The organism is Bradyrhizobium nivariense, from assembly GCF_029846695.2.
Lineage (GTDB): Bacteria > Pseudomonadota > Alphaproteobacteria > Rhizobiales > Xanthobacteraceae > Bradyrhizobium.
In genome coordinates this window covers 47489-62095 of the sequence record NZ_JARWCR020000030.1, presented here as the reverse complement: position 1 = coordinate 62095, position 14607 = coordinate 47489, and the positions used below count along the sequence as shown (strand labels likewise).

Genomic DNA, 14607 nt, shown 5'->3' with positions numbered 1-14607 from the left:
TCGATGTTGCAGGCAGAGGGCTCCGCAGAGCCCGTCAAGGTCGAGTTCGACAATTTCGAGCACGGTTTCCCGGAAGGTTTCGGTCCGGGCTGGTGGGGGCATCTCGCCTATTGGATCGGCATCGCGTTCGCCACCTTCCAGCTCTACGTCGCCGCCTTCAACTATCTGCCGAGCCAGGTGGTGCGCGGCGTCCATGTCGGCTTCCTCGTGCTTCTCACCTTCGGCCTGATCGCCAACTTCACCGCGAAGAGCGATGTCGGCCGCGCGCTCGGCTGGCTGATCGGCGGCGCCGGTTTCTTCTGCGGGCTCTATCAGTGGATCTTCTACGCGGACTTGATCGCGCGTGACGGCGATCCGACGCGCTTCGACCTCGCCGTCGGCACGCTGCTCGCGGTGCTGATCTTCGAGGGCACGCGGCGCCTGATGGGCGCGGCGCTGCCGCTGATGTGCGGCGCCTGCCTCGTCTACTGGTTCTTCGGACAATATCTGCCGTCGCCGCTCAACCATCGCGGCTATGATTTCGACCAGATCGTCACGCATCTGTCGTTCGGCACCGAAGGCTTCTACGGCGTGCCGATCTACGTCTCGGCGACCTACATTTTCCTGTTCATCCTGTTCGGCTCGTTCCTGGAGCGCGCCGGCATGATCCAGCTTTTCACCGACGTTTCTCTTGGGTTATTCGGCAGGACCCGCGGCGGCCCGGCTAAGGTCGCGGTGTTCGCCTCGGGCATGATGGGCACGATCTCCGGCTCCGGCGTCGCCAACGTCGTCACCGTCGGCCAGTTCACCATTCCGCTGATGATCAGGTTCGGCTATCGCCGCGCGTTCGCGGCCGGCGTCGAGGCGACGGCCTCGATGGGCGGACAGATCATGCCGCCGGTGATGGGGGCGGTCGCCTTCATCATGGCGGAGACGCTCGGCGTGCAATATTCGGAAATCGTGAAAGCGGCCGCGATTCCCGCGATGCTCTATTTCGCCTCCGCGTTCTGGATGGTGCATCTGGAAGCCGGCAAGCACGGCCTCGTCGGCATGAAGCGCTCCGAGATTCCGAGCGCGTGGAAGGCGCTGGTGACGCGCTGGTATCTCGTGCTGCCGCTCGCGGCGCTGGTCTACATGCTGTTCGAAGGTTTTACGCCGCTCTATGCCGGCAGCATGGGCCTTGCGCTGACGGTGGCACTGATCCTTGGCGCCAGCATCACCGCCGGCGCATCCTCGATGGTGATCCGCAGCATCTTCTGGATCGGGCTCGCGCTCGTCGTTGCCGCGCTGTCGCGTGACGGCCTTCAGATCGTGCCGGTCGCAACCGTCGTCGTCGGACTGATCGTGATCACGGCGTTCGTGCGTGGCGGCTTTGCTGCGTTGCGCGCCTGCCGCGATGCGCTGGCCGAAAGCGCGAAATCCGCCATCACCGTCGGCATGGCCTGCGCCATCGTCGGCGTCATCATCGGCATGATGTCGCAGACCGGCGTCGGCACCATCTTCGGCGGCTGGGTGATCGGGCTTGGCGAGAAGAGCCTGTTCCTGGCGCTGATCATGACCATGCTGTTGTCGATCCTGCTCGGCACCGGCATCCCGACCATCCCGACCTACATCATCACCGCGGCGCTCGCAGCACCTGCGCTGGCGAAACTCGGCGTGCCCTTGATCGCGAGCCACATGTTCGCGTTCTATTACGGCATCATGGCCGACCTCTCGCCGCCGGTGGCGCTGGCGGCGCTTGCGGCGGCACCGATCGCGAAGGAGAATCCGGACAAGATCGGCTGGGAGGCGATGCGCATCGCGCTCGCCGGCTACGCCATTCCCTTCATCTTCGTCTATTCGCCCGCCTTGATGCTGCAGGCCGGCGATCCCATGGCGGCCAAGCTCGGCTTCTACGGCGCGGTGGCGCTCGCGACCTTCAAGGCGCTGGTGGCGATCGCGCTGTTCGGCATGGTCGCGATCGGCTTCCTGTTCACGCGACTGACCATCGTCGAACGCCTGGTCGCGCTCGGCGCGGCGCTGTGCCTGCTCGGCGACTTCCCGTTCAGCGACACCGCGGGCTTCCTGCTCTCCGCGGCAATCGTGCTGTGGCAGTGGCGGCAGCGTCCGCCGGCGCCGGTCGAGGCGGTGTGAGCCTCTGCTTCGCCACAGCTTCAGGCGTGAAGGCGCTGGCGCTGTCCGCCTTCACGCTGGTGTGGACGCATTCGATCGCGAAGGTCGACTGGCAGGAAGACTGGCGCGTCACCCCCGCCGGGCTCGAACTCGTGCAGGCGCGGGTGAAGGGCACCGGCCCCGGCATGGAGCCGCCGCCCGAGGCGCGCCTCGTCGACGGCTGGTTTCAATGGAGGCCTGCGCGCGCGCCGATGCAGGAGGTCGTGCTGGGCAATTCGGGCGTGGCAGGCGAATGGCGGCTATGCCATGACGGCGCGTGCCAGACGCTATCCGAGATTGTCGGGCATCCGATCGGTGCTAACGTCACCACGATGAGCATCTGCGAAGAACAGCAGAAATAAGGGAGACACGCGATGGATCGGCTCAAGGGCAAGGTTGCGATGGTGGTGGGCGCCGGCTCGATCGGACCCGGTTGGGGCAACGGCAAGGCCACCGCGGCGACCTTTGCGCGCGAGGGCGCGCAGGTGTTTTGCGTCGATCGCAACGGCGCGGCGGCCGGGGAGACCGCGAAGATCATCACGGACGAAGGCGGCAAGGCGAGGGCGTTCACCGCCGACGTCTCCCGCGCGAGCGAGGTCGAGGCGATGGTCGCGGCGTGCCTGAAGGCCTACGGCCGCATCGACGTCCTCGACAACAATGTCGGCATCGCCGAGATGGGCAGCGTGGTCGAGGTCACCGAGGAGAGCTGGGATCGCGTCTTCAGCGTCAACCTCAAGAGCGCCTATTTCGCCATGAAGCACGTCATCCCCGTGATGGTGAAGCAGGGCGGCGGCTCCATCATCAACATCTCCTCGATCGCCTCGATCCGCCACATGGGCATTTCCTACGTCACCTACGGCACTTCGAAGGCGGCGATGAACCAGATGACGCGGACCACCGCGATCGAGTTCGCGCGCCATCACGTGCGCGTCAACGCGATCCTGCCCGGCCTGATGAAGACGCCGATGGTCGAACATTCCGCAGGTCTCGCCGCCAGCTACGCCAAGGGCGACGTCGAAGCGATGTGGCGCGCGCGCGATGCGCAGGTGCCGATGGGCCACATGGGCGAGGCCTTCGACGTCGCCAACGCCGCGCTGTTCCTGGCGTCGGATGAAGCGAAATATGTGACGGGGATCGAACTGGTGGTGGACGGCGGGATCACGTGCAAGGCGGGGGCGTAGCTCCTTGCTCGTCGCCCTGGCGTAAGCCAGGGCCCATTACCACAAGGCTCGGTTTGGCGAAGACTGCCGGCTCCAGCCTGTGTCAACAACAGGCATTCGGGGTAATGGGTCCTGGCTTTCGCCAGGACGACATCACTGCGCCAGCGCGAAAATCCCGCCGGCAAACGAATGCCACGCCGCCGTTTCGCTGATCGGCCAGTTCAGCACCTTCACCGCCAGCATCGCGAGCGTGCCGTAGATGTAGACCGGATGCACCCGGCCTTCGGTGCGCCAGTCGCGCACCATGGCGACGACCAGCAGCAGCGAAGCGACCACTGCGGGCGCGATGGTGACGGGTACCGGCGGCGGTCCGGGCGGTCCCGGAGGCGCGAGGAAGGTGAGAAACCAGCGCGCGATCGCGGCATCGAGGATCGAGACCGCGGCGAGCAGCATCAGGCGTTTGTGAATCTCGGGCTTTCGCGTGTTCATGATCGCGAGCACGAACACCACTGCAAAGAACGCGATCCCGCTCATCGGCACGATCGAGAAGGCGATGCCGGCCTCTTTCTGCCCGAGTGCGGCGGAATGCTGCATCACATGCACGGAGGCGAGGAAACCGAAGATCGTCATCGCGGTCGCGAGCGAGACGCCGGCGATGCCGAGCGAACGGTGATTGACCACGCGACCCGAGGCCGCGAGCCAGGTCTGGATCACAAAATAGAGAGACCAGGTGAAGAACAAGAGACCGTGGAAATGAATGACGGGGCTTGCGGACAAATTCCGTTGCGCGAGCGGCACAAAATAGGTCGGTGCGAAGCCGAGAAAAGCGGTGGCCGCGCAGGCCAGGGCCATGTGGAGATAAAAATATCGTGCGGGCGACGCATCTCGCGCGCGCACACGACGGTCGTCGATAAGGGTCGTCATGAGGGATGAGTCTGGAGAGGCGGCGTTTGGTTCAAAGCCCTAGCCACCTGTGGAGGGCGTTGTCGGGGATGACGAGATCTAACCCCCCGCGCTCAATTCTGCGCGATCGAGCTCTTCCTCGATCCGATGGAACGCATCGTCGCCGATCACCTCGGTGGCGCGGAGATCGAAGATCGATTTTCGCGCGGCCTCGATGGCGCGGCGGCGCAGGGGATCGGCGGGCAATTCGCCGTTGGCGATGCCGCCGTTCGGATCGTCGTCCGCCTGCATCAGGATGGCGCGATATTCGAGTCGCAGGATTTCAGCCTCCTCGGATGGATCGTCCTCGACTGCATCGAGCGCCGCGCGATAGGCGACGGCGCGGGCGCGCGCGACCTCCACTCCGACGGGATCGTCGTCCTTGAGGTCGAACGCCAGGATCAGTGGCCGCAGCGTCAGGCCCTGCACGACCAGCGTGCCGAGCACGACCGCAAACGCCGAGAAGACGATGAAGTCGCGATAGGGAAAGTTCTCCGGCAGGGCAAAGGCGGTCGCGAGCGTGACGAGACCGCGCATGCCGCACCAGGAGACGATGAGGCCGCCCTTGGGCGAGGCGACCTGCTTCGGATCCTTCGGGTGATAGACCCCGTGCGCGATCAGCGCGCGCAGCGTCGTGCGGTAGAACGTGATCCATGCCAGCCGCACCAGGACCACCGTGAGCAGGATCCAGGCCGCGGCCACGCAATATTCCCAGCGCACGTCCGCATCGAGCCGCGTCCAGATCGGCCGCATCTGCATGCCGATCAGCATGAAGGCGAGCACGTTGAGCACGAACACCATGGTCTCCCACACCGCATAGGACGGCACCCGCAGCCGCGCCGGCATGCGCGCCCCCGCCGTGCGCGCGATGGTGATGGCGTAGACCACGATGGTGAGGATGCCCGAGAGGCCGAGATGCTCGGCGGCAATCCAGACCATGAAGGTGGTGGCGAACTGCACGATGATCGCACTCGGCGCTTCCTTCACCCGTTCCATGAACAGCGGGATGATGCGGCCTGCGACGAGTCCCGCGACGACGCTGCCGACCAGCGCCAGCGCCATGGTCGGCGCGACCTGGCTCCATGCCAGATGCTCGGTGGCGATCGCGCCGACCGCAATGCGATAGATCAAGAGCGCGGTCGCGTCGTTGAGCAGGCTCTCGCCTTCCAGGACCTTCACCATGCGGTGAGGCAGCTTGACCTGGCTCAGGATCGCGACCGCGGCGGCCGCATCCGGCGGGGCCACGATGGCGCCGAGCGCAACCGCGGCGGCCCAGGGCATGTCCGGCATCAGCCGGTGCGCGACGTAGGCCACGCCGGCCGTGGTCAGGCCGACGGCGGCGACGACCAGGGTGGAGACTGGAACCCAATTGTTGCGGAGATCGCGTAGTGAAGTATCGAAGGCGGCATCGAGCAGGACCGGTGCGACAAAAAGAGCCAATGCCAGGTCGGGCTCCAGCGCCCAGGACGGGCTCGACGGCACGAAGGCGATCAGCGCGCCACCGATCGCGAGAAAGGTCGGGTAAGGGACCTTGATCCGCCGCGCCAGCGCCGATAATGCAACGGCGCCGAGCAGAAGCACGATGATCCATTCGAATGTCGACACGTTGATCCCCGAAACCGATTTGAGCGGCGCCACAGGCTAGCACCAATCCGGCCGTATGATGGATGGTGTGGCCCCAAGGCAAGACCGAAGGCAAGACTGAAGGCAGGATAAGGCAGACTTTCCGACTGTGACGAGCATGCGTTCTTTTCTCATTCAGTTCTCCGCCGCCGGGCTGTTCTGCGCGCTCTCGCTTGCCGTGGCCCGGGCCGCGACCGGCGGAGAGCCGGTTGCGGTGCCGCAGGTCGACGTCGCGCCATGCCTCGCAGCTGCCGCGGCCGACGACATCGACAAGGCGGCCACGGCCTGTGCGGCCGTGATCGACAACGAGAAGACGGCGAAGGAGGACATGGTCAAGGCGCTGATCGCGCGCGGCGGGCTTTATGCGCGGCACGAGCAGGTCGACCGCGCGATCGCCGACGACAGCCGGGCCCTGCAGCTCGATCCCACGCTCGCCGACCTCTTCAATGCGCGGGGCGAGCTGTGGCTGAGGAAGGGCGACAAGCCTAAGGCGGTGCAGGATTTCGGCTCGGCATTGAAGATTGATCCGAACCACGCGAAGGCCAAGATCAATCACAAGGCGATGGCGCGCGAGATCGAGCGGATCGGCGCGCAGATGGCGGTCGCAGGCAAGCCCAGCTTCAATTGCAAGGGTGCGCGCCGCCCCGTCGAGAAGGCGATCTGCACCGACCGCGAGCTCGCCGATCTCGACCGCGAGGTCTTTGCCGCCAACGCGCGCGTGTTGCGCGAAGCCCGCAATGCGGGCGAAGCGAAGGCGCTTCAGCGCGAGCAGGACGATTTCATCGCCCGCCGCAATGCCGGGTTCGGCCGACCGGGATATGATTTGAAGAAGGCGATGCAGGAGCGCTTGCTGCGGCTGAACGGGGTGGATGGGTACTGACGCTCTTCGGCTCTCCCCGCGCGAGCGGCGAGGGAGTGCAGGCGGCGATCCGTCCCTCGCAGGGCCTATGGCTTGAACCCCGCGCCCTCTCGCAGCGACAACGGTGAAAACCCGATGTCACGGAGCCTACGCCATGTGCGGTACGCGTCCTTCCGCGCCAACCTCGTCGTTTGCCAATATCCCGCTGCGCGCTCTGCTGCTCGGCGCTGTGATGAGCCTTGTCCTTGCAACCCCGGCCTCGGCCGGCGGCGGACCCGGCGTCGATTGCGTGATGGCGAGCAAGGCCGCTCGGCCGAGTTGATCCCGGCCTGCAGCGCCATCATCAACCAGGCCTCAAATCCATCCTCCGATCGCGCCGCCGCACTGCTGGTGCGCGCTGACGCCAATGCGCGGACTTCGGGCGGTCTCACACAGGCGCTGCGGGATATCGACCGCGCCATCGCGCTGGAGGGCAGGAATGCAAAAGCGTGGCGCCTGCGCGGCGATCTCCTGCGCGAGGCCGGCGGCGATCTCAACCGCGCCGCGGCGGACCTCAGCAAGGCCATCGAGCTCGATCCGCAGGATGCGGAGTCTTACGAGCTGCGCGGCGTGGTCTACACCAACCAGCGCCGGCTCGACCGCGCGCTCGCCGATTACGACCAGGCGATCAAGCTGAAGCCTGACGATGCGCAGGCCTGGTCCGACCGCGGCGTGACCTATTATCTCGGCGGCGACAACGAGAAGGCGATCCGCGATCTCAGCGAGGCGTTGCGGCTCGATCCGAACCGGCCGCGCAGCTACACCAATCGTGGCGCCGCCTACAAGAAGCTCGGCCAGCTCGACAAGTCGGTTGCCGACGATGGTGAGGCGATCAGGCTCGATCCGAAGGTGCCCGAATATTACGACAATCGCGGCCTGTCGCTGGCCGCGATGGGCGAGTACGACAAGGCGATCGCCGATTACGACCAGGCGCTGCGGCTGGCGCCGCGGCCGAATTTCTTCTCCAACCGCGGCGATTCCTATCAGTTCAAGGGCGAGCTTGGTGCTGCGCTCAGCGACTATGAATCCGCGCTGAAGCTCGATCCGAATTTCGCGCAGACCTACAACAACCGCGCCGTGCTCTACAAGAAAATGGGCGAGCGCCGGAAGGCGCTGGCCGATTACGAGACCGCGCTCAAGCTCGATCCCGGCAACGACAATGCGGCCAGCGGTCGCCGCACCATGATCGCCGAGATCGCGAAATTCGGCGGCGAGCCGCTGCGGCCGCTCGCGGCGAATTCCCGCAATGCCCCGTCGTTCGATTGTGCCACTGCGAAGCGCGAGGTCGAGAAGGTGATTTGTGCCGATCCGCAGTTGGGCGTGCTCGACCGCCAGATCGCCGAGACCTATGAGCGCGTGTTGAAGGCTTCGAAAGGGCGCTCGGCCGGCGACCTCCGCCGCGCCCAGCGCGACTTCCTCGTCACCCGCAATACCAGCTTCGGCCGCCCGGGCTATGATCTCAGGAAGGTCATGCAGGAGCGGCTACAGCGGCTGAATGCGATGGATAGCTTAGCACCGTTCTTTCAGCTTGAACCGCGGCCCGTTCCCGGGAAAATAGCCCCCAAACAAGGCCGGTACTTGATCCCTGTCATGGCGCGACGTTTGTCCTGCCACAAGGTCAAGGCCAAGCGAAATAATGGGAACGGGAGCGCGGGAATGAACGTCCGAGGAAAAGGCGACGGAAAGAGCAGCTATCACGAGGTCTATGCGCGCTCGCTGGCCGATCCCGAGGGCTTTTGGGCCGAGGCGGCCAAGGAGATCGACTGGATCGAGCCGCCGAAAAAGATCTTCGATCCCTTGCAGGGGGTCTATGGCCGCTGGTTCAGCGGCGGTGTCGTCAACACCTGCTACAACGCGCTCGACCGCCATGTCGAACGCGGCCGCGCCGACCAGGTCGCGCTGATTCATGATTCGCCGCTGGCAAATAGCGTCACCAAATTCACCTATGCCGAACTGCTGGCCGAAGTACAGGTGATCGCCGCCATCATGCAGGATTTCGGTGTCGCCAAGGGTGATCGCGTCATCCTCTATATGCCGATGGTGCCGGAGGCCGTGGTCGCGATGCTCGCCTGCGCGCGCACCGGCGCGGTGCACTCCGTGGTGTTCGGCGGCTTTGCCGCGAAAGAGCTCGCAACCCGCATCGACGATGCCCAGCCAAAGCTCATTCTCTCGGCGAGCTGCGGCATCGAGCCCGGTCGCATCGTGCAGTACAAGCCGCTGCTCGACGAGGCGATCAGGCTCGCAGGCAGCCAGCCAAAGGCCTGCATCGTGCTGCAACGTCCGCAGCTCGTCTGCGACCTCACGCCCGGCCGCGACTATGACTGGGCCGACCTGCGCCGCAAGGCGATGAACGACGGCAAGAAGGCGCCGTGCGTGCCCGTCGCGGCCACCGATCCGCTCTACATCCTCTATACGTCAGGCACGACCGGCATTCCCAAGGGCGTCGTGCGCGACAATGGCGGCCATCTCGTCGCGGTGAAATGGTCCATGTTCAACCTCTATGGCGTCAAGCCGGGCGAGGTCTGGTGGTGCGGCTCCGACATCGGCTGGGTGGTCGGCCACAGCTACATCGTCTACGGCCCGCTGCTGCACGGCGCGACCTCGATCATGTATGAAGGCAAGCCGGTCGGCACGCCCGATGCCGGCGCGTTCTGGCGCGTGATCAGCGAGCACAAGGCGGTTGCGTTCTTCACCGCGCCGACCGCGTTCCGCGCCATTCGCAAGGAGGATCCGGAAGGCAAGTTCATCCGGCAATACGATCTCTCCAAATTCCGCACGCTGTTTCTCGCCGGCGAGCGCGCCGATCCGCCGACGGTGGAATGGGCGGAGCAGCAGCTGAAGGTGCCGGTGATCGACCATTGGTGGCAGACCGAAACCGGCTGGTGCATCGCCGGCAATCCGGTCGGCTTAGGCCAGCTGCCGGTGAAGCACGGCTCGCCGACGGTGCCGATGCCGGGCTATCAGGTCGACGTGGTCGACGAGGCCGCAAAGCCGGTCGGTCCCAACATCATGGGCTCGATCGTCATCAAGCTGCCGATGCCGCCAGCCTGCCTGCCGACGCTGTGGAATCAGGACGAACGTTTCAAGGAAGCCTATCTCACCGAATTCCCCGGCTACTACAAAACATCGGATGCCGGCTACAAGGACGAGGACGGCTATGTCTTCGTCATGGGCCGCACCGACGACATCATCAACGTCGCCGGCCATCGGCTCTCGACCGGCGGCATGGAGGAGATTCTGGCTTCGCATGCCGATGTGGCCGAATGCGCCGTGCTCGGCGTCAAGGACGCGATCAAGGGCGAGGTACCCTGCGGCTTCCTGGTGCTCAAGGCCGGCGTAAAGCGGCCCCCTGCCGAGATCGAGAAAGAGATCGTCGCGCTGGTGCGCGACAGGCTCGGTCCCGTTGCCGCCTTCAAGCTCGCGATCGTTGTCGGCCGCCTGCCCAAGACGCGATCCGGAAAGATCTTGCGCGGCACCATCAAGAAGATCGCCGACGGCGAGACCTGGACCATGCCCGCGACGATCGAGGATCCCAAGGTGCTCGACGAGATCGGGGAGGCGCTGAAGGGAAGGGTGTGATCGCACCGTCCTGCCAGGATGGCTTGACGCCGCTGCTCCGGCTTCAGCCGTCATCACCCGCGAAAGCGGGGCATGACGAGGGCGTGCTGCGGGACTTACAATCTCCTCATTCCGCGCTAAACAAGGCCGGCCAATAGGGAACCTCGTATGCCACTCGTCGTCGCGCCGCGCCTGCTCACAGCCGTACTGCTAGCCGTCGCTCTCGCCGCCTGCTCGGCGCGCTATCAGACGCCGGTCGCGATGGGCGGTGACGATGACGACGCGGTCTGCCAGAGCCGCGGCTATGCAGCCGGCTCGCCCGAATACGTGGCCTGCCGCAAGGACCGCGACGTCCAGCGCAGCGCCGCGACCGCCCGCTCCGACCGCCGCCAGCGCGATCTCGGCGAATACATGCTGAACCATCCGGAGCGGCCGTAAGCCGCCCGGTCTACGGAGGCCACCATGAACGAGGACCAGTTCAACACCAGCCTGCGCAAATTCCTGAAGCGAGTCGGCGTCACCTCGCAGCGCGAGATCGAAAAGGCCGTGCGCGATGCGATCGCGGCAGGTCGGATCAAGGACCATGAGAAGCTCAACGCGAAGATGGTGCTGACGATCGACAGCGTCGGACTCGTCCACGAGGTCAACGACACGATCGAGCTGGGCTGAAAGCTTCCGTGAGGCCACTATGGGCGCGCTGTTCAACACAAGCCCAAACAAAAACGCGGCGAGTCACCCCGCCGCGTTCAAAATCAGATCGAAAGCGGAGGATTACTCCTCCTCCTCCTGCTTCTTGCCGCCGAGCGTCTTGAGCTTGGCGAACACGGCGTCGACGTTGAGGTCGTCGCTGGATTTCTCCGCCGGCTCGAACTCGTCCTTCTTGGTGGTCTCGGAGGCCGGCAGCAGGGTGGCGCCGCCATAGGCTGTGTCGATCGGCTTTTCCTTCGCCGCGCGCGCCACTTCGAAATCGAGCTCGATCTGCGAGCAGAGGCCGAGTGTGACGGGGTCGATCGGCGTCAGCGCGGACGTATTCCAGTGCGTGCGGTCGCGGACGCTGGCGATCGTGCTCTTGGTGGTGCCGACCAGGCGCATGATCTGGGCGTCCTTCAACTCGGCATGGTTGCGCAGCAGCCAGAGGATGGCGCTCGGGCGCTCGTGGCGGCGCGAGACGGGGGTGTAGCGCGGGCCCTTGCGCTTGGGCTGCGGCGGCAGCACCACCTTGCTCTCCTGGAGGCGGAGCCGGTAGTCCGGGCTCCTCTCGCCCTTCTCGATCTCCTCGCGGGTCAGCTGGCCGTTGGAAAGGGGATCCATGCCCTTGATGCCTTGGGCCGCGTCGCCGTCGGCAATCGCGCGCACCTCGAGGGGGTGCATTTTGGTGAAATCGGCGACCTGGTCGAAGGTCAGCGCGGTGTTGTCGAGCAGCCAAACGGCGGTCGCCTTGGGCATCAGAGGTGCGTTGCTCATGGCAAATCTCCTTTGTGCTTCGCCCACCCCTTTGGAGGCGAAGCCGGTGGTCATCAGCGATGACTGGGAATTCGCGCTATATAAGCCCGGAGGGGGTAGCCACGCAATGGTTCTGCTATAGATAGTGCCTTGACAGCGCCCGAAAGGGGGCCCAATTCCCTCTGAACTCGCTGTAAGCTCGTATCTAAGCCCCTATTCATCCATCGACCGCTTCCCGCCCATTTGGCGAGGTGATTCGGTCCCGAGATTGCTCAATGTCAGCCAAACCAGACCTCAAGATCGTGCTTTGTTCTCCCCGTGGCTTCTGCGCCGGGGTGGTCCGGGCGATCGATACCGTGGAACGGGCGCTCGATAAGTATGGCGCCCCGGTCTATGTTCGCCATGAGATTGTGCACAACAAGTACGTCGTCGATGGGTTGAAAAAGAAGGGCGCGATCTTCGTCGAGGAGCTCGCCGAGATCCCGGAAAATACCACCGCGCCGGTGGTGTTCTCGGCCCATGGCGTGCCGAAATCGGTTCCGGCCGACGCGACGTCCCGCAATTTGTTCTCGCTGGATGCGACCTGCCCGCTGGTGACCAAGGTGCACCGCGAGGCCGCGATCCATTTCAAGCGCGGCCGCGAGATCTTCCTGATCGGCCATTCCCATCACCCCGAGGTGGTCGGCACGCTCGGCCAGCTTCCGGTTGGCGCCGTGACCCTGATCGAGACCGCCGAGGACGCCAAGACCATCGCTCCGAAGGATCCGAACAACCTCGCCTTCGTGACCCAGACCACGCTTTCGATCGACGACACCGCGGAGATCGTCGCGCTCCTGAAAGAGCGCTTCCCGAACATCAACGGGCCGCACAAGGAAGACATCTGCTACGCCACCACCAACCGCCAGCTCGCGGTGAAGAAGGTGGCGCCGGTGGTCGACGCGCTGATCGTGGTCGGTGCGCCGAACTCGTCGAACTCGCAGCGCCTGCGCGAGGTCGCCGAGCGCGAGGGCTGCCCGATCGCCGTGCTGGCGCAGCGCGCCACCGAAATCGACTGGAAGCGGTTCGAGAACATCACCAGCCTCGGCATCACCGCGGGCGCCTCGGCACCGGAAGTGATCGTCGAGGAGATCATGGACGCGTTCGCCGAGCGCTTCACGCTGCATGTGGAGACGGTCTCGGCCGCGGAGGAGAACGAGTTCTTCCCGCTGCCGCGCCAGGTGCGCCCCGAAGCCGCTGCCGAGTAGACCCATATGGCGGTCTACACCGACGTCGCCGCCGACGAGCTTGCGGATTTCCTGAGCGAATATGATCTCGGCGAATTGCTCTCCTACAAGGGCATCGCCGAGGGCGTCGAGAATTCAAACTTCCTGCTGCACACCACCAAGGGCTCGTACATCCTCACGCTCTATGAAAAGCGCGTAGCGAAGAACGATCTGCCGTTCTTCCTCGCGCTGATGACGCATCTCGCCGAGCACGGCATCAACTGCCCGCTGCCGGTGAAGGGAAGAGACGGCGAAGCGCTGCGCGAGCTGTCGGGCCGGCCGGCCGCGATCATCACCTTTCTCGAAGGCGTCTGGCCGCGCAAGCCGAACGCCGCCCATTGCGCGGGCGTCGGCGGGGCGCTGGCGAAGATGCATCTGGCCGGCGCCAATTTCGCGATCAAGCGTGCGAATGCGCTCTCGGTCTCGGGCTGGCGGCCGCTGTTCGATGCGGCATCACACCGGGCCGACGAGGTGCAGCCGGGCCTGCGCGCGTTCCTTAGCCACGAGCTCGACTACCTCGAGAGCGGGGTCTGGCCGAAGCATTTGCCCGAAGGCGTGATCCACGCCGACCTCTTCAACGACAACGTCTTCTTTCTCGGCGACCAGCTCTCGGGGATCATCGACTTCACCTTCGCCTGCAACGATTGGTTTGCCTATGACGTCGCGATCTGCCTCAACGCCTGGTGCTTCGAGCCGGATCATTCCTTCAACGTCACCAAGGCGCGCGCCTTCCTCAATGCTTATGGCCGGGTGCGAAAGCTGACCGAGGCGGAAGAGGCTGCGTTGCCGCTGCTCGCGCGTGGCGCCGCGATCCGCTTCCTGCTGACGCGGCTGGTCGACTGGCTCAACGTTCCGCCCGGCGCACTGGTCAAGCCGAAGGATCCGCTGGAATATGTCCGCAAGCTGCGCTTCCACCAGAGCGTCTCAACCGTGCGCGACTACGGGCTGATGCCGTCAGGGCTGGTCGCGTGAGCGAGCTTCCCAACGTCACGATCTATACCGACGGCGCCTGTTCGGGAAACCCCGGGCCCGGGGGCTGGGGCGCGATCCTGAAGTTCGGCGACAAGGAAAAGGAGCTGAACGGCGGCGAGCGCCACACCACCAACAACCAGATGGAGTTGATGGCGGCGATCTCCGCGCTTGAAGCGCTGAAGAAGCCGTGCACCGTCGATCTCTACACCGACAGCCAATATGTGCGGCAGGGCATCACCGGCTGGATCCACGGGTGGAAGCGCAACGGCTGGCGCACCGCCGACAAGAAGCCGGTGAAGAATGTCGAGCTATGGCAGCGCCTCGATGCCGCTCTGAAAGCGCATGAGGTACGCTGGCACTGGGTCAAGGGCCACGCAGGGCATCCCGAAAACGAGCGCGCCGATCAGCTGGCGCGCGACGGGATCGTGAAGGCGCGGTTGCAGCAGAGGGTGGCGGAGTAGCCGCGGTCGGCGCTCCACTCTCAACTGTCATCGCCCGCCTTGAGCGCAATTGCGCACTGGGGCGGGCGATCCAGTACGCCGCGGCGGCTGTAATGAATCGCGACGTCTCTGGAATACTGGATGCCCCGCTTTCGCGGGGCATGACAGTGTTATTTGTG

General features: G+C 65.0%; 13 protein-coding genes and 1 pseudogene. 11 read left to right on the top strand and 3 right to left on the bottom strand.

Annotation, left to right across the window (positions count from 1 at the left end; all coding sequences use genetic code 11):
- The first annotated feature begins 3 nt into the window (after positions 1–3).
- The 3 genes from QCM77_RS23725 to QCM77_RS23715 are packed head-to-tail and all read left to right on the top strand — an operon-like array spanning position 4 to position 3311.
- On the top strand, positions 4–2112 hold the full coding sequence (locus tag QCM77_RS23725; RefSeq protein WP_279685132.1) for a TRAP transporter permease: 2109 nt from the start codon (positions 4–6) through the stop codon (positions 2110–2112).
- Complete coding sequence (locus QCM77_RS23720; RefSeq protein ID WP_279685130.1) at positions 2073–2492, top strand: DUF1850 domain-containing protein; 420 nt, start codon at positions 2073–2075, stop codon at positions 2490–2492. The genes QCM77_RS23725 and QCM77_RS23720 overlap by 40 nt, the downstream gene beginning before the upstream one ends.
- Before the next feature lie 12 nt (positions 2493–2504).
- The gene (locus tag QCM77_RS23715) at positions 2505–3311 is read left to right on the top strand and encodes an SDR family NAD(P)-dependent oxidoreductase (RefSeq protein WP_279685129.1); all 807 of its coding nucleotides are present in this window, start codon (positions 2505–2507) and stop codon (positions 3309–3311) included.
- A gap of 132 nt (positions 3312–3443) precedes the next feature.
- On the opposite strand, the gene QCM77_RS23710 is transcribed toward QCM77_RS23715, so the two are convergent.
- Positions 3444–4214, bottom strand: coding sequence for a hypothetical protein (locus tag QCM77_RS23710; RefSeq protein ID WP_279685127.1), 771 nt, complete (start codon positions 4212–4214; stop codon positions 3444–3446).
- Between the two features lie 78 nt (positions 4215–4292).
- Positions 4293–5870, bottom strand: coding sequence for a cation:proton antiporter (locus QCM77_RS23705; RefSeq protein ID WP_279685125.1), 1578 nt, complete (start codon positions 5868–5870; stop codon positions 4293–4295).
- 103 nt (positions 5871–5973) lie between these two features.
- Here QCM77_RS23705 and QCM77_RS23700 point away from each other — a divergent pair, with 103 nt between their 5' ends.
- The 5 genes and pseudogenes from QCM77_RS23700 to QCM77_RS23680 all read left to right on the top strand — a co-directional run bounded on the left by QCM77_RS23700 (position 5974) and on the right by QCM77_RS23680 (position 10980).
- Complete coding sequence (locus tag QCM77_RS23700; protein WP_279685123.1) at positions 5974–6735, top strand: hypothetical protein; 762 nt, start codon at positions 5974–5976, stop codon at positions 6733–6735.
- 133 nt (positions 6736–6868) lie between these two features.
- Positions 6869–8262: pseudogene (locus QCM77_RS23695) on the top strand (tetratricopeptide repeat protein); the annotation flags it as partial.
- A 147-nt stretch (positions 8263–8409) separates the two neighbouring features.
- Complete coding sequence (locus QCM77_RS23690) at positions 8410–10332, top strand: propionyl-CoA synthetase (RefSeq protein ID WP_279685164.1); 1923 nt, start codon at positions 8410–8412, stop codon at positions 10330–10332.
- A gap of 147 nt (positions 10333–10479) precedes the next feature.
- Entirely contained in the window at positions 10480–10749 is a 270-nt protein-coding gene (locus QCM77_RS23685) for a hypothetical protein (protein WP_279663192.1), read from the top strand.
- Positions 10750–10773: 24 nt separating this feature from the next.
- Positions 10774–10980, top strand: coding sequence for a DUF6494 family protein (locus tag QCM77_RS23680; protein ID WP_279663191.1), 207 nt, complete (start codon positions 10774–10776; stop codon positions 10978–10980).
- A gap of 102 nt (positions 10981–11082) precedes the next feature.
- On the opposite strand, the gene QCM77_RS23675 is transcribed toward QCM77_RS23680, so the two are convergent.
- Positions 11083–11775, bottom strand: a complete 693-nt coding sequence (locus QCM77_RS23675; protein WP_279663190.1) for a DUF1013 domain-containing protein — start codon at positions 11773–11775, stop codon at positions 11083–11085.
- A gap of 254 nt (positions 11776–12029) precedes the next feature.
- Between QCM77_RS23675 and ispH the strand changes: the two genes are divergently transcribed.
- The 3 genes from ispH to rnhA are packed head-to-tail and all read left to right on the top strand — an operon-like array spanning position 12030 to position 14449.
- The gene (gene ispH / locus QCM77_RS23670; RefSeq protein ID WP_279663189.1) at positions 12030–12998 is read left to right on the top strand and encodes a 4-hydroxy-3-methylbut-2-enyl diphosphate reductase; all 969 of its coding nucleotides are present in this window, start codon (positions 12030–12032) and stop codon (positions 12996–12998) included.
- A gap of 6 nt (positions 12999–13004) precedes the next feature.
- The gene (locus QCM77_RS23665) at positions 13005–13988 is read left to right on the top strand and encodes a homoserine kinase (protein WP_279685122.1); all 984 of its coding nucleotides are present in this window, start codon (positions 13005–13007) and stop codon (positions 13986–13988) included.
- Positions 13985–14449: a ribonuclease HI gene (gene rnhA / locus QCM77_RS23660; RefSeq protein WP_097662137.1), complete on the top strand. Its 465-nt coding sequence runs from the start codon at positions 13985–13987 to the stop codon at positions 14447–14449. The genes QCM77_RS23665 and rnhA overlap by 4 nt, the downstream gene beginning before the upstream one ends.
- The last annotated feature ends 158 nt before the right edge of the window (positions 14450–14607 follow it).

What these genes read in the sequence shown, in the direction of transcription:
- QCM77_RS23725 (WP_279685132.1), top strand. Translation starts at nt 4, where the DNA reads ATGTTGCAGGCAGAGGGCTCCGCAGAGCCCGTCAAGGTCGAGTTCGAC.
- ispH (WP_279663189.1), top strand. Translation starts at nt 12,030, where the DNA reads ATGTCAGCCAAACCAGACCTCAAGATCGTGCTTTGTTCTCCCCGTGGC.
- QCM77_RS23680 (WP_279663191.1), top strand. Translation starts at nt 10,774, where the DNA reads ATGAACGAGGACCAGTTCAACACCAGCCTGCGCAAATTCCTGAAGCGA.
- QCM77_RS23710 (WP_279685127.1), bottom strand. Translation starts at nt 4,214, where the DNA reads ATGACGACCCTTATCGACGACCGTCGTGTGCGCGCGCGAGATGCGTCG.
- QCM77_RS23700 (WP_279685123.1), top strand. Translation starts at nt 5,974, where the DNA reads ATGCGTTCTTTTCTCATTCAGTTCTCCGCCGCCGGGCTGTTCTGCGCG.
- QCM77_RS23665 (WP_279685122.1), top strand. Translation starts at nt 13,005, where the DNA reads ATGGCGGTCTACACCGACGTCGCCGCCGACGAGCTTGCGGATTTCCTG.
- QCM77_RS23715 (WP_279685129.1), top strand. Translation starts at nt 2,505, where the DNA reads ATGGATCGGCTCAAGGGCAAGGTTGCGATGGTGGTGGGCGCCGGCTCG.
- QCM77_RS23690 (WP_279685164.1), top strand. Translation starts at nt 8,410, where the DNA reads ATGAACGTCCGAGGAAAAGGCGACGGAAAGAGCAGCTATCACGAGGTC.
- QCM77_RS23685 (WP_279663192.1), top strand. Translation starts at nt 10,480, where the DNA reads ATGCCACTCGTCGTCGCGCCGCGCCTGCTCACAGCCGTACTGCTAGCC.
- QCM77_RS23675 (WP_279663190.1), bottom strand. Translation starts at nt 11,775, where the DNA reads ATGAGCAACGCACCTCTGATGCCCAAGGCGACCGCCGTTTGGCTGCTC.